At 69.3% G+C, this 22,298-nt stretch carries 15 protein-coding genes and 3 pseudogenes; 6 read left to right on the top strand and 12 right to left on the bottom strand.

What is annotated here, in order from left to right:
- Window positions 1–10 precede the first annotated feature (10 nt).
- The 7 genes and pseudogenes from ABZ532_RS21740 to ABZ532_RS21770 all read right to left on the bottom strand — a co-directional run bounded on the left by ABZ532_RS21740 (window position 11) and on the right by ABZ532_RS21770 (window position 9,592).
- Complete coding sequence (locus tag ABZ532_RS21740) at window positions 11–4,348, bottom strand: ricin-type beta-trefoil lectin domain protein (RefSeq protein WP_361286352.1); 4,338 nt, start codon at window positions 4,346–4,348, stop codon at window positions 11–13.
- Between the two features lie 780 nt (window positions 4,349–5,128).
- A pseudogene (locus ABZ532_RS21745) lies at window positions 5,129–5,293 on the bottom strand (Nonspecific lipid-transfer protein); the annotation flags it as partial.
- A gap of 159 nt (window positions 5,294–5,452) precedes the next feature.
- Complete coding sequence (locus ABZ532_RS21750) at window positions 5,453–5,569, bottom strand: hypothetical protein (RefSeq protein ID WP_361286030.1); 117 nt, start codon at window positions 5,567–5,569, stop codon at window positions 5,453–5,455.
- Between the two features lie 262 nt (window positions 5,570–5,831).
- Window positions 5,832–6,440 (bottom strand): class I SAM-dependent methyltransferase, encoded by a 609-nt coding sequence (locus ABZ532_RS21755; RefSeq protein ID WP_361286033.1) that lies wholly within the window; start codon window positions 6,438–6,440, stop codon window positions 5,832–5,834.
- Between the two features lie 151 nt (window positions 6,441–6,591).
- Complete coding sequence (locus ABZ532_RS21760) at window positions 6,592–7,854, bottom strand: methyltransferase (RefSeq protein WP_361286036.1); 1,263 nt, start codon at window positions 7,852–7,854, stop codon at window positions 6,592–6,594.
- Window positions 7,855–8,518: 664 nt separating this feature from the next.
- A pseudogene (locus tag ABZ532_RS21765) lies at window positions 8,519–8,869 on the bottom strand (ABC transporter); the annotation flags it as partial.
- Window positions 8,870–9,211: 342 nt separating this feature from the next.
- Entirely contained in the window at window positions 9,212–9,592 is a 381-nt protein-coding gene (locus tag ABZ532_RS21770; RefSeq protein WP_361286039.1) for a hypothetical protein, read from the bottom strand.
- A gap of 777 nt (window positions 9,593–10,369) precedes the next feature.
- On the opposite strand from ABZ532_RS21770, the gene ABZ532_RS21775 reads away from it, so the two are divergent.
- Window positions 10,370–14,251 (top strand): hypothetical protein, encoded by a 3,882-nt coding sequence (locus ABZ532_RS21775; protein WP_361286041.1) that lies wholly within the window; start codon window positions 10,370–10,372, stop codon window positions 14,249–14,251.
- 14 nt (window positions 14,252–14,265) lie between these two features.
- A complete protein-coding gene (locus ABZ532_RS21780) occupies window positions 14,266–14,529 on the top strand; it encodes a hypothetical protein (protein WP_361286044.1) in 264 nt (87 codons plus the stop codon).
- Window positions 14,530–15,021: 492 nt separating this feature from the next.
- On the opposite strand, the gene ABZ532_RS21785 is transcribed toward ABZ532_RS21780, so the two are convergent.
- Entirely contained in the window at window positions 15,022–15,471 is a 450-nt protein-coding gene (locus ABZ532_RS21785) for a hypothetical protein (RefSeq protein ID WP_361286047.1), read from the bottom strand.
- Window positions 15,472–15,573: 102 nt separating this feature from the next.
- Window positions 15,574–15,702: pseudogene (locus ABZ532_RS21790) on the bottom strand (IS5/IS1182 family transposase); the annotation flags it as partial.
- A gap of 77 nt (window positions 15,703–15,779) precedes the next feature.
- On the opposite strand from ABZ532_RS21790, the gene ABZ532_RS21795 reads away from it, so the two are divergent.
- Complete coding sequence (locus tag ABZ532_RS21795; protein ID WP_361286050.1) at window positions 15,780–16,580, top strand: class I SAM-dependent methyltransferase; 801 nt, start codon at window positions 15,780–15,782, stop codon at window positions 16,578–16,580.
- A 132-nt stretch (window positions 16,581–16,712) separates the two neighbouring features.
- On the opposite strand, the gene ABZ532_RS21800 is transcribed toward ABZ532_RS21795, so the two are convergent.
- Window positions 16,713–17,819 carry a hypothetical protein gene (locus ABZ532_RS21800; RefSeq protein ID WP_361286053.1) on the bottom strand — a complete coding sequence of 369 codons (1,107 nt, stop codon included), beginning with the start codon at window positions 17,817–17,819 and terminating at the stop codon, window positions 16,713–16,715.
- 599 nt (window positions 17,820–18,418) lie between these two features.
- On the opposite strand from ABZ532_RS21800, the gene ABZ532_RS21805 reads away from it, so the two are divergent.
- Window positions 18,419–18,919 (top strand): MarR family transcriptional regulator, encoded by a 501-nt coding sequence (locus tag ABZ532_RS21805; protein WP_361286056.1) that lies wholly within the window; start codon window positions 18,419–18,421, stop codon window positions 18,917–18,919.
- 259 nt (window positions 18,920–19,178) lie between these two features.
- Window positions 19,179–19,673 (top strand): MarR family transcriptional regulator, encoded by a 495-nt coding sequence (locus ABZ532_RS21810; protein WP_361286059.1) that lies wholly within the window; start codon window positions 19,179–19,181, stop codon window positions 19,671–19,673.
- Window positions 19,674–19,738: 65 nt separating this feature from the next.
- Here the strand turns inward: ABZ532_RS21810 and ABZ532_RS21815 are convergent, their stop codons facing one another.
- Entirely contained in the window at window positions 19,739–20,917 is a 1,179-nt protein-coding gene (locus ABZ532_RS21815; protein WP_361286062.1) for a PP2C family protein-serine/threonine phosphatase, read from the bottom strand.
- 345 nt (window positions 20,918–21,262) lie between these two features.
- On the opposite strand from ABZ532_RS21815, the gene ABZ532_RS21820 reads away from it, so the two are divergent.
- Complete coding sequence (locus ABZ532_RS21820) at window positions 21,263–21,577, top strand: STAS domain-containing protein (RefSeq protein WP_361286355.1); 315 nt, start codon at window positions 21,263–21,265, stop codon at window positions 21,575–21,577.
- A gap of 131 nt (window positions 21,578–21,708) precedes the next feature.
- On the opposite strand, the gene ABZ532_RS21825 is transcribed toward ABZ532_RS21820, so the two are convergent.
- Window positions 21,709–22,146, bottom strand: a complete 438-nt coding sequence (locus ABZ532_RS21825) for an ATP-binding protein (RefSeq protein ID WP_361286066.1) — start codon at window positions 22,144–22,146, stop codon at window positions 21,709–21,711.
- Window positions 22,147–22,298: the final 152 nt, after the last annotated feature.

The raw sequence follows: 22,298 nt of genomic DNA on the forward strand, positions 1-22,298 counted from the left end.
TACTCTATTTCTAGAGCTTCCCGTCTCGCAGCAGGTAGGCTAGCTGATCCCCTGTGGATCGCCACCCGCCGAGATACTCCCCAACGTTCGGGCCGTCTGCGGCGAATGACGCGTGCAGGCCTGTGTCGTCTACGTAGTGAACGGCCGCCTTCCCCCTGAAGGTGCCGGTAATCTTCTGTGTGCTCGGGTTCTTCACCAGCTGCTGTACGGCAACGAGGAACGCCTGTCCATTAACCTTGTTGAAGTTTCCCTTGATGCCGAAGTCGTCAGCGTGCATGAGGCCCTGGTTGTTCGTGGACATATAGTGGTGCGCCCATTTGTCCTCCGCGATCCACAGCGTTCCGCATCCGACCTCCGGCGGTCTTGGCTTCGATGCGGCGGCGAGCACCAGATTGCCGCCACCAGCCGCCGTGCTCGGCTTGGAAAATCCGCTGACCCGCATAGCGGAAGCGCCAGCAGGAGGCTTCTTCAGGCAGAGTGGAGCGTTCTGGAAGGCTTTATTGGTGATACCGGCGATAGCCGCCTCCGACAGCCCGGCGGCGCGCAGACCTCTGTAGGCTTCGGCGAATCCAATGCCAAGTCTAAGGGAGGCGTCGGCTGCCTTGATGGCGTCGGCGATGGGCCTGAGGATCTTGCCGGCGAACAGGGTCGCGATGTCGAAGACCACCCAGCCGCACTGGCCGCCGTCTCCACTGGCACCGCCGGGGACGAGTTTCTGGAAGCACTTGATCCAGCTACCGAAGATCACGTCGATCGGGTCGATGCCCTTTTGGAACTCGGCGATCGTGATCGTGTGCGTGACCTTCTGCGTCACCTCGGTGACGTGCGGGCCGACGTAGGTGGTCGCGCCGGCCGGACACATGTATTCCATCGGGTCGATGTCGGCGTCGCACGTGTAGAGGCTGAGGTAGGCCTTCAGGCGGAACTCGACCGTCATCGTGCAGCCACCGGTGTAGACGAGCGGGGTGTACCACGCGTCGCAGGCGTCCGTCTTCTCTACGGCCTTGGGCTCACCGATCTTCTCGTAGCGGTCGATCTTGTAGAACATGTTGCCGATGGAGCCGTCCTTGTCGACGACGGTGCCGGCGTTGATGTCCTCGCCCTTCGCGGCCTTTTCGGCGCGGTCGGCGGCTTCCTGGGCTTCCCTGGCGTACCTTTCGGCGTCCTTGGCGGCCTGTTCGGCTTCGGTGGCGGCGGCGTCGGCGCGGGTGGCGGCGGCGCGGGCGTCCTTGGCGGCCTGCTCGGCCGCGGCTGCGGCCTCGCGTGCGGCGGCGGCGTCGAGGGCGGCCTGGTCGGCGGAGGCGCGGGCCTCCTTGGCGTAGCCCTCGGCGCGGCCCGCGGCCTTGTCGGCTGCTGCGGCGTCCTCGGTGGCTTGGCGGTCGTACTCGACGGTGCGGGCCAGCGACTGTGCGGCCTTCGACGCGGCCTCGGCGGCCTCGGCCGCGTAGCCGAGGGCCTCCTTGGAGTAGATACGCGCGTTGGCCGCGTGGCCGGCGGCGTTGGCGGCGTACTGGTAGGCGAGTTTGGCGTCGCCGGTGGCCTGGTCGGCGATCGTCTCGGCGGCTGCGGCTTCGGCCTGGGCGTTCTTGGCGTGGGCGTCGGCGACGGCCTTCTGCTGGTCGGCGATCGTCTTGGACGCCTGTCCGGTCAGCACGACCAGGCTCGCGGCCGAGTCGGTCGTCACGTAGGGCGAGCCGAGCTGGATGGCGTCGTTGGCCGGCTTGGCGACCTGAACGGCGGCGTTTCCGGCGTCCACGGCGGCCTGCGCGGTGACGTGGGCGAAGCCCGCCGCCTTCGCCGCAGCCACCCGCGCCTTGGCGGCCTCCTTGCTCGCCGCGTCCGCCTGGGTCTTGGCGGTCTTCGCGAGCTTCTCTGCCTCCTGCGCGAGCTTCACGGCCGTCTTGGCCTCGGCCATGGCGTGCTCGGACGCCTTGATCGCATCCGCCACGGCGCTGGTCGCGGTCTTCACCGCGGCGTCGGCCTTCAGCTTCGCGGCCTGAGCGGCGTCCGCGTTCGCACGCGAGCGCTTCGCGGCTGCCTCAGCGCGGGTCGCTGCGGCGTCCGCCGCGGCCGCGGCCTCGGTCGCGGCGTTCGCGGCGGAGCGGGCTCGGCCCGCCGCCGCTTCGGCGTCGTCCGCATGCCCGTCCGCTTCGTTGGCGGCGGCGCGAGCAGCGGTCGCCTCGTCGCCGGCCTCAAGGGAGTCGGCGTAGGCGCCCAGGGCGTCGGCCTTCGCGCGGTCCACCTCCGCCTTCTGCTCGGCATCCCACGCGTCGTCCCGCTTGGCCTTCGCGTTGTCCCGGGCCCCGACCGCGCCGTTCTTCCGTTCAACAGCGGTGCGCTCGGCCGCTTCCGCCTTCTCCTTGGCCTCCTGGGCGTTCGCCGCCTCGGCCTGCGCAGTCTGCTTGTGCTGGTTGGCTTCGGCCTGCTTGGCAGCGGCGGTCTCCTTCTCCGCCTTGGCCGTCTTCTCCTCGGCCTCCGCCGCCAGCCGCTTCGCCTTCGCGTCCGCGGCAGCGGCCTTCGCCTCCCCCTCCGCCTTCAGCGTGGCGGCGAGCTTGGCCTCCGCGGTCTCCTTGTCCTTCTTCGCGTTGTCGCGGTGCACCTTCGCCGCATCGGCCGCGGCCTTCGCCTGCAACTCGGCGATGCGCGCGGCCTCCTTGCGGAACTCCGCGTTGACCTGCGCGGCCTGCGCCAACGCACGCTGCGCGATGGTGTCACTGTCACCCGCGGCAGCACGGGTGGCGGCCTCGGCGGTCTCCGCCGCCTTCACCATCGCCGTCAACGCCGCCACCGAACCCTTGGTGACCTGCGCCTTCTGCTGACCCACCAGCAGACCACGCCCCCGCGGCGCACCCGCCGCATCCGCGATCCCGTACGCCGCCTGCTCGGCCGCGTCCGACGTGGCAGCCGCCTTCTTGGCGCTCTCCAACTGCACCTTGAGCGCGGCGACCTGCTTCTTCGCCGCCGCCTGGGTGTCGGTGACACCCTTCTTCGCCTTGTCGAACTGCGCCTTGTCCGGGTAGGAGAGGCTGTCCGTGCCCTTGTGACCCGACGGCTTGATCAGGAACTTCTGCGCGCTGGAGTCCTTGCAGTCGTACAGCCGCGCGTCCGTGCTCTTCGTGAACGCGCTCAGATCCAGGCACTTCCCCGTCGACACACTCTTCAGCGGCGACGAGGCCTGGGCGTTGCCCTTCCACGACTGCCCGGGGGTGCTGTAGCAGTCGGTGATCTGGATCTTCGTGCCGTTCGTGGACTTGTTGCCCGCCACGTCCAGGCACTTGAACGACCCCACGTTGCGAATGTGGAGGTCGTCCTCACCACCTTCGAGCGTCCACTGCTGGGCAGCGCCGTTGTTGCAGGTGTAGACCTGCACTGGCGTACCGTTCGTCTTGCCACCGCCCTGGACGTCCAGGCAGTTGCCCGCCGCGCCCGGCACCTCGATGGTGACGTAGCTGTCGCCGATCCAGCCGAGGCCGCCCGCGGACCAGTAATCCTGCCAGCGCACGAGGTGATCGGTAACCCAGGAGTGGCCCAGCAGGTCCCCCAGTGCCTTCGCACCGGAGGCGAGTGACGTGGTCGCGCTCTTGTTCGCCGCCAGGATCTGGTTACGCTGCACTGCTTGGCCGGCAATCTCCTGCTGCCACTCCGCCGCGCCCGTGGTGGCGACGTCGCCCTGGACCTTGTTGGGATCGATCGGATCACGCCACGAACACGACGCGAAGCGGGTCTTCACGTCCTCCACCGCGATGCGGTGCTCGGCCGTGCCCGGCTCGGGCGCCGTCCGGGGGAAGCCACCGGAAGCGAGGAAGAGGCGGGCGTTGTCCGCGCCCATGGGCTCCAGCGACCAGTCGGACAGGTGCTCGTACGCCCCGTGCTCGGCGCGCTGACGCTCCCACTCGGGCAGCTGCGTACTGGGGTCCTTGCCGTACAGCGGCGCACCGAGGTCCTTGACGGCCTTGGCCGTCGTCGCGTCCGCCCTGGGGGTGGGGTCCTCGTAGAAGTCGCTGTCGTTCTTCCAGAACCGGTCGGCGACCCACTTGGTCAGACCGGTCTGGGTGTAGAAGTCCTCCTTGCCGTCGGTCGTACCCGGCGGCCAGTGGAAACCGGTCTCGCTGAAGCCTCGGGGAGTCTCCAGACCGTCGAGCGGCTTCTTCCAGGTATCCCGCACCGCGTTGAGGGCGTCCAGCTCCTTGGACGCCGCGTCCCGGTCCTTCTTGTAGGCCTGGGCGAGCGGAGTGTCCTCCCAGTGCTGCCGGTTCGCCAGCTCGTGCAGCCTGTCCTGCGGCTGGTTGAGACCGTCCTGCGCGGTGGTGGCCATGGACGGCCCGCCCAGGCGCAGCACCTCGGCCATCAGGCACTGGTCCTGCCGCAACTGCTCGGCGGCCGTGTCCGTGTACCAGTCGTAGTCGTCCCCGGCAAGCTCGGTGCGCTGCCCGGCGAACGGGTCGGTCGCGCCGGGCTGCACCGCCACCCCGCCCAGGAGAGCCAGGGCGGCGACGGACGTGACGAGAGAGGTGAAAGTGGTGGACGTTGTTCGTGATCTGGATCTAGATCTGGATCTGGATGCGAACAAGCCTGATCTGGAACGCAAAAGGGGCATCCTTCGTCTGAACGAGGGCAGGCAGGGATCACCGCCCCGCAAGGCGGTGGTGAGGCGCGCGGGTCAGCCGGGTGTGCCCGTGCGGAGGCAGGGGAAGCAGGCGGCAGCGACCAATGCGCCGTTCACGACCAGCCGGCATAGCGGCATGACGAACCATCCCTCCCCCGTGGCGACGCAGTTCCCCCCGGCCGCCGAATGACGCGCACACGTCATCGTGGCCGCAGAAACGATCCACTTTGTGCGCGTGGCGATCACCATAGCGCCAGCCCAACACCGGCACCCAAGAGGCTTTTTGGCGTCCGCGATCCGAGATGCGCGTCCAGTTGGACACCGCCCCCCTCACGGCAGGCGCAAATGCTGTGCCCGAGCGGGGAATTAGCTGTGTGACAGGCGTGAAGAACCGGTGACACATCGATGTCTATCAGCCAAAGATTGGCTGATAGACATCGAACCCACAGGGTGGCACTTCGCAAACACTGCGTGCGGCCCCGACCGGGCCCCCGCCGTCGGCCACCGCCGTGAGGGCCGCCCCAGCAGCGTCACCACCGCCGCGCCGCCCAGTCCGATGTTGTGCGCGAGCGCGGTCCGCGCGCCGGGGACCTGCCGGGTGTCCGCCTCGCCGCGCAGCTGCCAGATGAGTTCGGCGTCCTGGGCGAGACCCGTCGCGCCCAGTGGATGCCCCTTGGAGATCAGTCCACTGGAGGACCTTTGCCGCCAAACAGGCGAGACTCGCGATGGTCGTCTCCGAGACAACGCGTCCTCGGGCGAGGAGCACCACACGGTCGGCGAGTTGCTGCATCTCCGCGAGCAAGTGACTCGAGAAGGGCACAGCCTTGCCCTCACCTGCGAGCTGCTTCAGGTGTCTCGGAGCCAGCGTATCGAGTGCAGATCGAGGCCATTGGCGGGCTCGTCGAGGACGAGTACGGCTGGATCTCCCAGGAGTGCTTGGGCTATCCCGGCACGCCGCCCCATCCCGAGGGAAAATTCTTCGAGGCGTCTGTCCGCAGTGCCGACCAATCCGCCCAACACAGCGCCAACGGCCTGGCGGCTGCCAGCCGGACTTGCTCACGCCGAGTCCGTTCCTCGGCCGTCAACCCACCCGGCATCGGGATTCCTCACCCTTCTGGCATAGCGCGGCCCACGACCGTCTCAGGTCTGGGGAACTTCGGCCCGCACCCACTGCGCCAGCGGCAGGCGCGTGCTGGCCGCCGAACACTCCGTTCCTCCAGGAGGATCACAACCGGCGCTTCTCGCCTTCGGTGGTGTTGCTGTGGCAGGGGCCGCGCAGGACCAGCACCGCGAGTTCGTCCGCGTCGAACCGTTCGGCCCGCTGCCAGCCGGCTACGAGGGTCTTGATCTCGTCCTCGTCCAGGGCGATGTCCCGCCGTTCGGCTGGGGTGTGTTCGGCGGTGGGGGTGATGACGACGAGGGCTCCGGCGGGACTCAGTCGCTCAGCGAGGCTGTGCAGCATCCGGCTGCGGTCACGCAGGAACGGGTACACCAGGCGCATGACCACCAGGTCGTAGCCGTCGCCATGCAGTTCCCGCGGATCGTCGCGCTCGATGTCCAGACATAGCCACCGCACACCCTCTGTGTCCGCGTGCTCCTGCTGGGCGCGGGCTAGCGCACTCTCGGCGAAGTCGACAGCGTCCACCTGGTATCCGAGGGACGCGAGGTAGGCGGTCAGCTCACCTGTCCCGCACCCCACCTCCAGCACCCGGCCTCCCTCTTCCGGCACGGGAGTGTGTGCGGCGAGCAGGGCGCGCTCGGCATCCCCCAGCTGCCGGAAACCTTTACCTTCAGCGTAGTGCTTCCGCCATTCGGCGCGGCCGGTGTACCCCACGTGCTGCTCCTCAACTGGTTCGGTTCGGTCGGACGGGTGTCCCGGGCTTGGAGTCGGGCGAGGGTGCGGTGGCCGCCTTCAACCAGTTCCGGACGCTGCCAGCGGTGCCGTACTGGATGCCGGAGGCGGCATCCAGTACCGACATGCGCGGTCATGGCGCCTGCCGGGGGACGGTGGCGAGCGTGGGCAGTGCCCAACTCAGGGCCCCTGGGCCGGGGCCGGAGGTGACGTGCTGGATTCCGGCGGCATCGGAGAGATCGACCTGATACGTGTCCGGTCGGCCTGCTTGCTCCCAGCGGGCGTGCAGTGCTTCGAGTTCGGCCCAGACGTCTCGCGGCCCGTGAATCCGCACGGTTCCGTCGTTCGGGTCCGCCACGGCCCATGAGTCGTCGCCGGGCGCCACGATGGTCATCGTCTCGGCCTGAAAATCGCGGACCAGGCCGGGGGCGAGGTAGGCGGCAGCGAGCCAGAATCCGTAGGCGTCGTCTGGCGGGGGAGTCAGCCGGGTGGTCCGTGCCGTGCCGGTGACGGCCTTGATGCGGGCGCGGTGGTCCAGGGCGCTGAGCCACCGGTATCCGAGCAGGGGCCGGTATCCGCGCGGTCTGCCCCGCAACATCGCCTCGACCCGGCCGGCCGGGCTGCGGTTGACGAGGAGTTGTCCGGGCCAGCTCGGTGTGCGGGTCACGAGCGTCGTCAGCAGTCGCCCACCAAGCGCGAGCTGCTCCACCCACGCTCGGGGGACGCAGGGTACGCCGATGCCGGAGTGGATCCGCAGATACGGTGCCCTGGCTTCGTGGCCTTCGAGCGCGTCGCCTTCGACTACCATCGCGCCGATGCCGAGGCGGTCCATGATCCGTTGGGCGAAGCCGGCCATGTGGCTGTCCCGCTCCACGGCGGTGGCGAGCCCAGGGCCGGTGACGGTGGCGGCGAGCGCGAAGGAGACACCGGGGCCGGGGCCGAGCTCCAGGTAACTGTGGCCGGCTTCGAGTTCCAGTGTCTGAAGGGCTTCGACGGTAGCGGGGGTGTAGCTGGCCATGGAGGTCATGTGGCCGCCGGTCACCGGGCCACGGGTGAGACAGTCGAGGGGCTCCCCGTCGCGCTGGAGGAGGACCGAATCGTCGCTGTGGATCAGGTCGAGCCACTCCTTACGGTCGTCGGGGTGGGAACCGTCCAGCAGACGCCACTCGATCGGGTCCACTCCCGGGCCGCTGACCCGGACGTACGCGTGCGGGAGCAGGACCTCGCGCGGCAGGGCGAGCAGCGCCTCCCGAACCGGGCCAGGGTGCAAATGTCCGGCCTCCTCCAGACGGGCGACCATCGCCGCGCGGGCTGCCGTGGTCTGCGCATACGGAGCGCCGCGCGCGGGCGGGGCCGCCCTGCAAACGCCCTTGGAGTCGGTGGTCGGCTGTGTCACGAGGTACCTCTGTCCATCGCGCCGTCCCGGCGCACATCCCGAGCAGGCGCGGGAGCCGGTAGGGCCTTGGTGGGTGGCTGGGCCGTGATTGCCGTCTCGTCCGGCCAGGGTGGTGGGTCGGGCATACGTTGCAGGGCGTGCAGCGGGGAGTGGGCCAGGACGACGAGCGGCCTTGGTGCAGTTAACACACCGATCGGACTGGGCCCCGGCCCAAAGTGCGAATGCGTTCGGAGCTGCCCGCGGAACGCGAGCACGGCGACCTCGGTGGGAGACGCGCGCAGCCCCAGCATCGCCAGCGCGGGCAGGGAGAGTGTGTTCACCGCCGACCCCGACAGGCTCACGGCCTCGCTGCCGGGCAGGCACCGGTAGGCCGGAACGGTCCACGCGTTCGGTCGCCTCGGGGCCCGGTGACGGTAACCGTCACCGGGCCTCGCCGGGCCGACGGTCCCGGTACGATAGCGGCTCGCTGGATCCGGTGCCCGACGAGGCGTGCGGCTTCGGCGAGCGGATGCCAGCCGGCGCCGCGTGACCTCGGACTCCTGAATCTGTCCGACGCCGCGTTCAGCGTCCTGAACGCGTATCCGAGTTCGAGGTGATAGTGCACCGGCTCGCTCTTCGCCGGGCGGGCCGGAACCCGGCCGTACCCGACGTAGACCGGCGCGCTCCCGGTCAGCCACGTCACGGTGATGCCCAGCAGCGCGCGAAGTCCAGCCGCCGTCGCGATGACGGTCAACCGCGGAGCCGCTTCCCAAAGCCGGTCGGAGATGTCTCCGGAGGAGATCAGCGCGGTCAACGTCCCGGTGACCGCCAGCAGACCCAGGGCCGCGAGAACGCCGGTACCGACCTGGCAGGCGAGCAGTCCGGCCGTCGCGGCCCGGTCCACCCGACAGGCCATCCTCAACGACCGCAGCACCAGCACGGGCAGGCACCGCGCCATCGTGATGCTCGTCATCTGCGCACCGGCCTGGAGCCGGGAGGTATCCCGGTAGAGGAACTCCTCCTGCGGCGCGCCCACAGCGTCCTTTGGAGGACTCCGCTACGTCCTCGGCCTGCTGCGCGGATGTACTGCCCGTGCTCAAGCTGCTCCCCCGATCTGTCGGTCACGGCTGGTCCGTGAGGCTCAACGAGCTGGCCGAGATATCGAACTGGCGTGTCTCAGTCGCTCCGGATTTCCCGAGATAGAGCGGGTGGCGGCGTGTGGAAGATGCATGGACCCGTCCGGCGCAACGGGTGTGCTGAGCCGCGGGGTTGGCCGAATCGCCGAGGCTCGCACGGGCGGGCTGGGCGGACGGGGCGCGGCAACGTTCGGTTCCACGACCTTCGTGGTCGTCGATGTCGAGTGCGCCGTTGTGGCGGATCACCAGGAGATCCACAAGGAGCCTCTCCACTCCTCCTGGAAGGAGCCGCGGCCGGCCTTGAAGCGCCCCAGTCCGTCATCCACGATCCAGGAGCCATCGGACTCCTCGGGCGACCGCACGCGGATGGCCGGCACAGACCCGATCCATCCGGGCGGCCGCTTCTGTGGGGAGACCCAGCACACGGGGATTCCCTCGGCCGCGTACCGGTCGGTGCGTGCCTTGATGGATCGGGAGAGCTGCGCCTCCCATGCGATCCGCCGCGTGCCGTCAGGCGAGGTCGCCATCACGTCCGCCCGCCCGGAGCCATCTTCGGACGCGACGTCCAGTTCGGCGAACAGTCCGGCGTTGCGGTTGGCGCTGGCCATCACGAGTTTGTGCACGTGGTGTTCCCAGGACTCGTTCGACAGGGAGCACTCCGGCGGGCGCCCGTCGTCGTGGCAGAGAAGCCTCACGAGGCCCCGGTAGCCTTCATCGTCAGCGAGGGCGGTCAGTCTTGACCCCGTACACCGTATCCAGGAACGACAACCCAGCCTCGACCAGGAACTGGCCCTGAGTGAGGCCGGAGATGGCGACCGAGAAGCCAAAGCTTCCGCCATTCGCGCCTGAACAGTTCCCGGCGACAGAACCGGAGGCGCCCGCGGCCGGGCCTCAACCCCCCGAGAACGAACCAACGCTGGTGGTCAAGCACTGGACTGCCAGCCGACGGGCGTGGCACCGCCGAACTCGGAGGCCGTTTCGCCGAGCATTCGGGTCGTCAGCCGAGGGCGGTCCGATGCCGGATGCCTCTCAATAGGGCCACATCTTGAAGCTTTGAAGGCGCTTAGGCACTCGCTCAGAAGGAATTCTTCACATATCAAGCATGGCCAAAATGGCACCTTCCATGACATTTCCGCACTCCTCGGGCCTCCCGCGGGCGTGATTGACGTGCGAAGATCGTTACGCCTCAGGGGGAGGCGGGGGCGGCGCACACGACTGGTGCGCCGAGAGGCGATTCCACATCTCAGTCGTCTGACTGACCATCAGATGGCTTGGCACGACGCGTCGTCCTGTCATCACCACCTGTTTTCTTCCCGGGGCGCGACCCGTTCCCAGAAGAATCGGACTGACGAGCGTTGAGAACATTTCCACGGAAGGATCCGCGCGCGAGGCGTGCGGCTTTGACACGGGGGGCCGCGGCAACCGCGCTGACCACCGCCTCGACCTTGCTGATGGGGCTGGTGTACGCGGTCCCGGCGCAGGCCGATGAACCAGGGGACAACCCCACCGATCCGTATCAGAGGACCCTGCGAATCAGCCTGGGAGCGCAGGCTCGCAAGGACCGCTGCCAGGTGGCGCAAGCCGTCCGCTACGGCGGCCCCGAGATGAAGGGGATCGCCAACACCGCACTGTCCGGCACGGACACCGATGTGGCAGCGGCCTGGAAGGACTGGTACTGGGGCTACGGTCCGCTGGGCGAGGCGCAGAAGCGCGACGAGGCGGCCCAGGGCGCTCGCAGCGATGCCTGGAAGGCCCGCCAGGAGAAGCTGAACACGACCAACAAGCCCTATGCCTCGACGAACTCCTCCGGCGGGCGGGACTACCACGCCCCGGAGTTCGGAGCGGACATCGTCGCCTTCGCCCGGGCCGAACGCGAGTTCTCGTTCAAGGTCAGCGACGATCCGACGCCCCGGCCCGGCAAAGTCGCCCTGGACAAGGCGAAGGAGATCCTCGCCGCCCTCGACACGACCGGTGACACGTGGGCCACCGCGTACAAGCCCGTCGCCGCAGACGCCCTGGTGGGCATGAACAACGGTCAGAACAGTGCTCCTGGTTCGGCCAACGACATCGCCAGCTTCCTGCGCTTCGGCGGCTTCGCGACAAAGGCCCCGGAGCCGGGCTCGATGGAGCATCGCACCGAGGTCGAGGCGCTGAAGGCGGCCTGGGCCGGCTGCGACAGCGACAACCCGATCGACCACTACCGCGCGCTCACCGGAGCCGTCGTCGACGCGCACGCCGAGTGGGCGGCGGAGTATGCCTCGCAGACCACGCAGCGCAAGGACATCGTCGCTGCCGAGACCGCCGCTTCCAAGGAAGTCCGGGTCGCCACCGAGGCGATGGTCGAGGCGATCCGGCAGGCCTGGCAGGCCGACCAGATCCTCTACTTCCAGAAGTACTGGGCGGCTCAGAAGGACAGCATCCTGAAGCCGAAGCCTGCCGTGTTCACGCAGGCCACGAAGGACCTGGACGCGGCGCGCAAGGCAGCGGCGGCTCAGGTTCCGATCGCGGACAAAGCCGTCGCGGCGGCCAAGGCCGCGTCCGAGAAGGCCGTCGCAGCCCAGAGCACCGCGTGGGCCATCGCGGACGCGGCCAAGACGCCGCGTGGCCGTGGCCTGATGTACGCCCAGCAGTCGGTGCAGGTGGCCAGGGCTTCGTACGCGGCCGCCCAGGCAGCGTCGAAGACCGCTCTCACGGCGTCGAACGCCGCGAAGGCGACCGCCAGCGACAGCCAGACACTGCTGGCGCTCGCCAAGACGCAGTCGCACGCATTGCAGACCGAGTTCCGCAAGGCTGCCGCGCAGGAAGCAGCGGCCCAGGCCAAGGCGGCGGCTGACGCGGCGGACAAGCAGGCCAAGGAAGCCGCGGACAACGCCACCAAGGCGAAGAACGCACAGACGACCGCAGAGAAGGAGGAAGCCACCGCCCGCACTCAGGCCGGCAAGGCCAAGGAGTTGCGTGGAGTCGCCGAGACGGAGCGGGACAAAGCTGCCGCGGCGCGAAAGGACGCTGCGCGGGAACGCGGGAATGCTCAGGCCGCAGAGGCGCGCGCCCAAGAGGAGCGGGTGAAGGCCTCGACGGCGATGTCGACCGCCACATCCGCCGAATCCACTGCCGCGACGAAGCACGCGGCCGCGAAGGACGCGGAGGCGCGTGCCGCTCAGGCACGCGATGAGGCGGTCCGCGCGGAGCGTGAGGAGCAAGCCACAGCCGCGCGTGCTGCGGCCTTTGAGGCCGCCGCTGCCGCCGCCGACGGATCTGACGCCGCTGCCGAAACCCGGCAAGCCGCGACCGAAGCCCGGACCGCGGCCAATGAGGCCACTATCGCGGCAACGGCTGCACGTACCGCGGCCAACGAGGCCGGCAGCGCCGCCGTCGCGGCCCGTGCTGCGGCGACGCGCGCGAAGGCAGCAGCAACCAGGTCACGTGCCGCCGCAGACGGAGCCTGGTCTGCGGCCATGGCCAGCAGCGCTGCCGCCTCCCGTGCGCACGCCGCCGCAGCCGAGGCGATCGACGCCTCCGCCGCTGCAGCGCAGAACGTGAGGAATGCCGAGGCCGAGGCCAAGAAGGCCGCCGCTGCCGCTGTCACAGCCCGCACTCAGGCTTCCGCAGCCAGGGATGAAGCGCGAAAGACGCGCGAGTGGGCCGCAGTCGCGGCGGGCCACGCCATGGCCACTGCCCAGTTCGCCGTCGCTGCCCGGGATGCGGCCAAGCAGGTGACGATATCTGCGGACAAGGCTATCGCCCTCGGCAGCCCCTATCGCGAAGTCGATGTTTCCGCCGCGTTCGCCGTACTGGTCGGTCAGGCCTCCAAGACACTCGCCGAACAGCAGGCCGCCGCTGCCGAAGCCAAGGCCAAGGAGGCGACGAAGGCCGCTGCTGACGCCAAGGCGCTGGCCGACAAGGCCACCGCAAGCGCGAAGGCGGCCACACAGGCCGCAGCCGAGGCAGCTGCGGATGCGGCACGCGCGACCGAAGCGGTCAAGCGGGCCAAGGCTTCCGCCGCCGAGGCGGCCAAAGCGGCCGAAGCCGCCAAGAAGGCCGACGCCAGAGCCGCCGAGTGGAGCAAGCAGGCAGGCGAGGACGCCTTCGCGGCCGACTCCGCCGCAAGCACAGCCGAAAGCGAATCAGCCGCTGCCGACAGCGAGGCCACGGCCGCCGAACGGGACGCGAACAGTGCTCGCAGCGCTGCCGCGACGGCGGAGAGTGACGCCGCCACCGCGCGTCAGAGCGCCGACCGCTCGGAAGGGTATGCGGTCGCAGCTGAGGACGCGGCAAAGAACGCCGATGCCTCAGCGAAGGAGGCCGACCAGGCCGCCGAACGCGCCGAGGAGGCCGAGCGCGAGAGGCAGCGCAAGAAACTGGCCGAGGCCGCCAAGAAGAACCCGAAGTACACCGATCAGCAGCCCGGCGGCGGCGGAGATCCCGGCAGCGGCGCGGAGGCCCTGGACGCACTGGTCATGCGGATGGCCACCGAGTACGCCCTGGAGCAAGCCGGGCTGAGCGGTGAGGAACTGGCGCTGGCCCGGGAGCTCTCCGGCCAGGACCTCCTGGACTACCTGAAGGACAACGGCGCCGAAATCCTGGTGGAGCTGTTCGCGGAGGACATCAAGGAGTGCATCGACGACCCCGATATCGGGATCTGCATCTGGGCCATCGTCCAGAACGCGGGCCCGGCCAAGCTGGCGAAGATCGGGACCAAGCTGCCGAAGATCAGCAAGGCCATCTGGGGCATCAAGGGGTTCCTGGAGAAGGTCGACAAGGCCCGGAAGAACGTCGACGCCGTCACCGAGAGGATCGAGGACGCCCAGAAGCAGCTGGACCGACTCGGCGTCAGCTGTGACCGGAACTCCGGCGGCACCAAGCCGGGCCGGCAGTCGAAGGCCTCGGCCGTCCAGCGGTCAGCCGCGTCCTCCGGCGACAAGCCGAAGTCGGACACGGACTGCACGTTCCCCATCTACCGGACCCCGAAGACCGTGGACGTGGCCTATGAGAAGGCACACGGCCCGAACCCGGCCCGGGCGGCGGACGATGGAAGCAACGGCAAGGTGTACTTCGGCGAGCAGAGCGTCGCCGCCGAGTACTGGGGACGTGGCACGTACGCCTCCGGCATGCTGAGGTACGACATGGACATGAAGTTCCTGGTGCAGTTCGCCACGGCTGCCAAGCGCTACGACTGGAAGGGCCCGAATGGAACCCCCAGAATCGAGTGGGAGATCGACTACAAGAGGCTGGCCGAGTTCAACTCCCTGACCGTCGAGCGCAACTGGATACCCAAGCCGTGAGGAGGCCGAACGACATGCCCTCGATACTCCATCGCGAATACGACGTCCAGGTCGTCGCGGTACGACCCTGGGGGCTGGATGTGGTGCTTCCGGACGGCACCGCGGGGCTGATCGACAACGCCAAGGACCCCCGCTGGCCGGACGGCGACCAGGAAGCGGCCGTCGGAACAGTGCTCCGCGCCGTTGTCCTGGACGACGAGCGCAGCCCCGTACGGATGAGTGCCCTGGACAATGACCGGGCCATCGCCCGCTCCTTCAGGGAGGCCGCCGGCGGCTAGTACCGCGTCAGCCAACGTTCGCCCCGTCGCGACGCCCGGCTCGGCGCCTCGCGGCATTATCGAATCAACCGAGTAGGCCCACTACGAGGTAGATCCGACGCCTTACGATGCACCACACCGGCCGCCGCTCCTTGACGGGCAAAGCCTGGCTGACGCGGCACTCACGACCGTGACGCCCGGTTCAGTGGTGTTGGTCGACCTGTCGTGCATTTCACACTGGTCCAGTCGGCAAGATCGGGGCTGCAGCACCCGCGGTGCTGCGGCCCCGATCGACGATTCGGCCGCCTACCATGGCACAGCTCTTTCATGAGCTGCCGGTACCGGGAAGAGGCGCGGTCCATGGTCGACAGGCTCCGGTCCGAGTACGACGGCGTGGTCCGTGATTCCGTAGGTGACCCGGTAGGCCATGACCCGGGATGGCGAGGTCCATCCATCCCTGTGTCTTGCGGGCTCGGGGCACTGGGCCGAATACGGTCACGAACCACATGCGCGTCAGGACGCGTCGCGGATCGCGTCGGCCAGCCACCCTCGCAGCCGCCAGCCCAGCTTCTTCTCGCCATGCTTCACTTCTCTATCCGAGGCCTTCGCCTTCCGCAGCGCGTCGTCTTGGGCGAGTGCGGCCCGTACCGCTAGTGCGGAGCCGGCCAGCTGCCGCGCCCGCTCTTCGCGGCTCTCCGCCACGCGCCAGGACAACTGGAAGTCTGTGGCCGCCTGTTTGCATTCGCGGGATGTCCGCGGCGTGCGTGCCATGATCCCGGCGGCCTCCATCACGGCGACGCGATGCTCGTCGCGTTCCTCGGCTGCAGCCATCAACGGGGCGAAAAGCTCATCAGGCAGACTTGCGCATTCGAGCGAGGGCTTGCACACAGCACGAGCGATGTGGCGGGCCTGCCGGCCGTTCGGCTTCACGGCGACGTCTTCGACACCCAGCAGTCGAGCCACCTCTGTCGCGCATGTCGGGAAGGGGTCCTATGCCGCTCTGTTCGTCTCCGGCCACAACAGCTTTTGGACTCTGCCCATGCCGGCAAGGCACAGCACCACGGTCGCGTGCTGGTGGGCTCTCACCGTGACAAAGTCCGCGCACACGATCGTCCAGTCGGCAGCGCCGACCGCGTCGGAGTGACGCTGGACGTGGGCCAGCAGCCGGTCCCTGGTGCCGTCCGCTGACCGGCGGGCCGGCGCGCAGCGTTCCCGCAACCGGGCGGCGTGGCGTGTGGGGTCATTCCCGGGGCGGCTCTACCGTGATGAGGATGACGGGAACCGACCCAGACCGAGCATGGTCCGAGTCCATGCCGACGGCCTATGACGAGTACCTCGTGCCGGTGCTCTTCCGACCTTTCGCCGAGGACCTGGCCGCCCGAGCGGCGGCACTCCACCCCCGAACGACCCTCGAACTGGCCGCGGGGACTGGAGTGCTGACTTCGGTCCTGCTCGCGACAGCGCCAACGTCCGAGGTGACGGCCACCGACCTGAACGAAGCCATGGTGGCCTTCGGGTCGAGGCAGGCCCCGGGCGCTGTATGGCGGCAGGCCGACGCGCAGCGGCTGCCGTTTCCGGACGGAGCCTTCGACTTGGTGGTCTGCCAGTTCGGCGTAATGTTCTTCCCCGACCGGGTCGCGGCCTTCACCGAGGCCCGCCGGGTGCTGGCTCCGGGCGGCCGGTTCCTGTTCAATACCTGGGGCCCGCTCAGCACGCACGCCTTCACAGCCGCGGTGCAGGCCGGCCTGGAGCGGGCTTTCCCGATCGACCCGCCGCAGTTCCTCCCGACGGTCCCGCACGGCTACGCCGACCCCGCCGTCGTGGCCGATGACCTGGCAGCCGCCGGGTTCGCGATGGAAGAGGAAGAAGAGCTGACGCTGGACGGCCGGGCCGCGTCAGCCGCCGACGTCGCCACAGGGTTCCTCACCGGGACGCCAGTACGCGCGGCCGTCGAGGAACGCGGCGACGAGCCAACCGCCCGCGCCACCGTCATCGAGGAGATGACGGCCCGTCTGGGCCCAGGGCCTGTAACCGCCCCGATGACGGCGTACGTCTTCCGCAGCACAGTCTGAGCGCAGGAAGCCCTCACGCCACAGGTGGATTCCAGGGGCGAACCGGATCCGTAGCGAGAGGGACATCCGCTGGGGCGGGCGCCCCGCCGGCGCTGGGCACGACCAACCCGGCGAACATGTGCGGTCAGAGCGCTAGAAGAGGTCGGCCCCGGTGCCCTGCACGAGGTTCTTGAGGATCGTGCCCAGCCACGGGCTGCGAACGGCTGGTAGCCGGGCCAAGGTGTGCTGGAAGGTTCCCCGGTCGGCCCGGAAGAGGGAGTTGGGGAGCAGTGGAAGCGGGTCGTCGCGGAGAACGTCCTGGGGTATGCGGCCCGACGCGGGAAACGGCAGGTATGACTGGGGAGAGGTCAGCCACAGCCACACCCCCAGCGGCAGGGGCACCGGGTATGTGGATGCAGCCGGGTCGGCGGCGCTCCAGGTGTGACCTGTCTGGGGGTGGACCGGTACGAGGAGGATGTCGACGCCTACGTCGAGGGAGGGCCGTCCCGGTCCAGCCAGGACGGCGCGCCGCGTCGAAGGGCCTGCGGGCAGCAGGCCGTCGAGGGTTCGTTGGAACACATCCGCGCTCAGACCGCCCGGGACCTTTACCGGCTTCCCTTGGGAGGCAACCAGCAGGTGGGCGATAGCATGGCCGGCTGCCGCTTCCCATTGTGGACTCCACGACCAGTAGTGGTTCGGCCCCAACCGTCCTCCCCACGTGGCGATCGGCTCGAAGGGGGGCGTTTTCTCCCCATTCTCTGCCAGCTCCGCCCAGGAGAGGGGTGCGGTGTGGACGCCGTCAGCGGGGATGCGGTGCACGGCGTCCGGGCTGAGCCGCACTGCCTGCCAGAGCGAGCAGTCGTCGATTCTGGTCGCCACCGGCAGGTCGCATGCTTCGCAGGCCATGTTGGGACCGTCAGCTCCGTCGAGGCCACAGCAGGCACCGCCGCGTTTCTCAGGAATCAGCCGGGTTCCACGGATATCACCGGGCGCGATGACACTCGCCCCGGGCGTGCTGTCGGACAGGGCGTAGGCCTGCGCATAGATGCCGCGTGCCTCCGCCTCGCCCGGATCGATCTCGTCCCACATCCGCCACGGCCCTCCCCAGGGGTCCGGGTCCACGGCAAACGTCCCAGGCTGCATGAGCACCGGAAGCCGGGTCCCGTTCCCGTACTTCTGACGGGCGTGGACTGGCAGTGAGACCTGGGACAGCGGAGCGGTCAACTCGCCGCCGCATCCAGCACACACGAAAACGAACAAATATCCTCCGCCTGGGAAACAGAGGCATCTTCGCAGCTTGCCGACAGCCGGCCAACACGTTTTCTCATCAGTCGCGGGAACGACCCTGCAGCATCAGCTGCAGCGCGAACAAGGGGCGCGGCTGCCTCTGACTGCGCCAAGCTCCACCGCCTGGTCCTCGACGAGTTCGGCGCCCGCGGTGAGTTGGACTGGTCCCCCGACCTGCCGGAGCCTGCCGGAGGTCTGGTCGGTACAGGCCTGCCGCCGGGTACGCCCGCGGGGCGGGCTGGATCCCCTGTGGTGTTCGCCGTCGGAGGGGAGAAGCAAGCGGTGGGAGCGAGAGCATGCGTGGGACTCACCGGCCGTGGCGTGGGGCGGGCGTCTCACCGGGACAGGATGCACACCCCGCGGGTCATACGCCGGCGGCCCCGGACAGATGCCCGCACCCCCGCCCGGCCATAGATCCCGCGTGGCTGTCGCCGTGCGGGTATGCCGTGGACCCGGGTGTCCGTTGCCGGTAAAAAGATATGGTTGCGGTGGCGGGGACGGCTCCTGTCTCTGATCTGCGGCGCTGCCCTGGCCCGCGAAACGAGGGTGACCGATTCGGGGTGTCGGAAGGTATGGACGCAAACCACTCTGATTCCGGGCCTCGCTGTTGCGACGACCCGGTGGTGAGCCATGACTTCGTCGCACTTCTCGAGGTCGTGTGGGCTCGGGGCCGTGAGGTGCCGTACGCGCCGGTCTCCGCGTCGCAGCTCCGCGTCCTCTACACCCTCGACCGAGACGAGGGGATCAATCTCCGGACCCTGGGCGAGCTGCTGGGCTCGGCCCCGCCCTCCGTTAGCCGGCTCTGCGACCGGCTCGAGGCCCTGGGCTTCGTCCGGCGGCTGCCCAGCCAGGTCAGCAGACGCGAGCTGGAGCTTCATCTGACCGGCCGCGGCCGGACGTATCTGGAGGAGCTGCGCAGCCGCCGTGACGCGTCGCTGCTCGAAGTGATCACAGCGATGACCCCGGCCACGGTCAGGTCCCTGCTCCTGGGCCTGTCCAGCTTCCGGGACGCGCTCGGCGAGACGGGCTCCGCGCCGGGGCTGCGTCGGGACGACAGCGCACGTTCCGCCTGACCCGCCCGAGCGGTCCGAGGGCGGGCGTTCTTCACGCCTGCCACACCGGATGGTTCCCCCACCGGCACAGGGTTCGGCGGCCGGTCGGGTAGAAGAGGGACGGATATGGTTGCCCGTACCCGCCTCCTGCTCGAGCGACGACGCCGGCCGCAAGAACCCCGGCCACCGCTATCCGTCCGCCGCCGGCGCGCGAGAGGCAGGGTGCGCGGCACCGAGTCCGCGGTATCGGCGGAACACGTCTGATTTGGAGTGTCACGGCATGAGCACGAGTCCGGCTCCACGCTCGCGGCGGACGACCGATGCGGCACGGGCGGCCTGCGATGTGATCGAGATGCTCGAAATCCTGTGGGAACGGGGCAGGGACACCGCGGCCGTCTCCGCCTCACAGCTGCGGGTGCTGTACAGCCTGGAGCGCGCCGACGGGGTCAATCTGCGCACGCTCGGCGACGTGCTGGACTCAGCGCCGTCGTCGGTCAGCAGGCTGTGTGACCGGCTGGAAACCATGGGACTCGTGGAACGCACCCCCAGCCCGGTGAGCCGCAGGGAGCTGACGATCCGCCTGACCGGTCACGGCAGGGCGTACCTGGCGGAATTGCGCTCCCAGCGTGAGGCGGTCCTGCTGGCGGCGATCGAGGCGATGGAGCCGGCGTCCCGTGTGGCGCTGCTCGAGGGACTCCACGGATTCCTTGAGGCCATGGAGGCGGACGGCGCACGCGGCCCCGGTCCGGGCGGCGGTTCCTCGAGACCCGCATAGCCGCCGACGGCGCTGCCAGCCGCGGAGACCGTCGCATCCCACCCGGTCACACCGTGGCGTGCGTCCTACCCGCCGGCACCACTTTCCCGTCCGAACCAGTCAAGGCAGACCACAAGCGCGTCGTCTTCGAGGGGTTTGTCCCCGCAGTGGCCGGCGAGCTCGCGCAGCACTGCCCCGGGGACCTGGGTGGGCGGGAGCAGGCTCGTGGCGAGCAGCGTGCGGGCGAGGATCCGCTGCCCGTAGGACTCACTCGCGGGGGACACCGCGTCGTAGACGCCGTCGCTGCCGAAGACCAGACGGTCACCGGGGAGCACGGTGAACCGTTCCGGTACGTACACCGTCTCCTCGAACATGCCGAGCGGCAGCTGAGCGTCGAACGGGATCGGCTTCACCTCTCGGTCGCGGAGGCGCCACAGCCGCGGTGACCCGGCGTCGATGACCTCTACCTCGCCCGTGGCCAAGCCGAAGCGCAGCAGGAGCACGGACACGTACGCCCGGCCCCGGTAGTGGGCGTAGACGGCCTGATCGGCGAGGGCGGCCTGATCGGCAAGTCCGAGACCCGCCCGGCGGGCGTTGCGCAGGGCGTTGACCGCGAGATTGCTGAGGAGGGCTGCTTCGATGCCGTCGCCCATACCGTTGGTGACGGCCATGGTGAGGTGGTCGGACGACACGGACCAGTCGTAGTTGTCGCCGAAGATCGCGTAGGCGGGTTCCAGCTGGGCGCCGATGGCGAACTCGTCCCGAGCGCAGGCTCGGCCGGGGAGTAGCTGCCACTGCATTTCGGCCGCTAGGGTCAGTCGTTCCGCGCGGCGGGCCAGGACGTAGAGCTCCGTGTCCCGCTCCGCGACGAGGATCTCGTGACCGAGCGCCTCGCAGGCCAGCCGGAGGTCCGGGAGGTCGGCCTCGGTGAAGGCGCTTACGGCCATCCGCACCGTCAGTACGCCGAGTCGGTCACCACGCACGGTGACGGGCAGGTGCACGGCGATTCGGCCACCGCCGTCCTCGGTGGCGTACGGCTCCTGGGAGCCGAAGGCACGGCCCTCGGGGGTGCCGTGGATCGGCACGGGTTCCGACGGGCGGGTGCCGGGGTCCACGGCCTGCAGTGACCGCAACCCGTAGTCGGCGAGCCGAAGCTCCACCTCGGCGGTGCCGTACCGCTCGTCGAGAGCCGCGCCCACCACATCCAGCAGGGCGTGAGGGGCGGCGCCGCGCAGGGCCTGCTCGAGACCAGCGAACTTGTCCACGTCATCCGATTCTCGTCGTGCCGGGGGTACCAGCCCAGCATGCTGTCAGTGTGCACGCATCCACGGATTTCGGGGCCACGAACGCCGGACACGAGCACGTGAGTCTATAAACCGAGAGCAACATTTGTCATGCAGCAATGATATCTGGGCGGCAACTCAAGCCTAAGTGCTGGTGGGCGAGCGGCGACACGGGGCACAGGTGCTCCTGCCGGCAGGGATCTGCGATCCACCGCGCGGCGCCCGCACGGACGCTCCGGCCGACGAACCATCCGAAAGCGGAGGCATGCACTCATGGTGCAGAAGCTGGAACGTCGAGGTCGAGATCCACCACCCGATACGGCGTTGGTGACGACCCGCGGCGAACTGGACCTCGACACGGCGATGATCCTTCATCACCACCCGGCGAACCAGGCCCTCCACGGCCGCTGTCACCTGGCACCGGACCTGTCCGCCGTGGACTTCACGGACTCCTCTGGGCTGAACGTGCTGATACGGGCCACCCGCGAGACCCGGGCGACGGGCGGCGACCTGCACCTGGCGGCGCCCACACCGCCCGTCGCCAAGCTGTTCGACCTCACGGCGCTGAGCTTGACGACCGATGTCCACAAGGACGTGGAGGCGGCACTCACCGCCGTCGAGCGGGCGGCGCCCACGCCTTGAACGGTGGCGGAAGAGCGGGCGGCGGGGGACGTCCTGGACATCAGGGACGACCTGGACGACAGCGCGCCCCGTCCCTGGCGCGGCGCCGTCGTGCCGCACGGTCGGCAGGCGGCGGACAGTCCGGCGGGCGGTCAGTGGCAGGAGATGCGCACCGTGATGCGCTTGCCGACCGGCTCGCGCGCGACGGTGAACCCGTCGCACAGTGCCAGGACGATCTCCAGTCCGTGCTGGCCGACGCGTCCGGGCTCTGCGGCCCGCGCGAGGGGAAGCGCCGAACTGCTGTCCCACACGGTGACATCGATGCCTGAGGGAGTCCTCTCCAGGTCCAGAGCGCACGGCCCTTGGGCGTACTTGCATGCGTTGGTCACCAGCTCTGACACGATCAGCTGGACGGCACCCGCCGCCTGCGAAGCGGGGTCGAAACCGTGCCTGTCCACCAGGAAGCGCGTGGCGAAGCCGCGGGCCTCGGCGATGCTCCCCGGGCCGCCGTCGTACACGGCGCCGGCCCACGCGTCTCCGGCCCATGCTGCGGCAGCGCCGTGGCCCGTTCCGATCACACTCGAACTCATCTGCTGGTCGTCCGTTCGTCCCTGCCGTCTCTGGATCAGCGCTCTCCTACCCCGAATCCGCGCGACGGCACCTCCCGGCGGGCAGAAAACGAAACGGGCGGAAAGCACAGCGGGGCACGGCCGGCCGGTCAGCCCCAGGCCGCGTGACGTCG

The sequence above is a fragment of the Streptomyces sp. NPDC019396 genome, assembly GCF_040632375.1.
Taxonomy (GTDB): domain Bacteria; phylum Actinomycetota; class Actinomycetes; order Streptomycetales; family Streptomycetaceae; genus Streptomyces.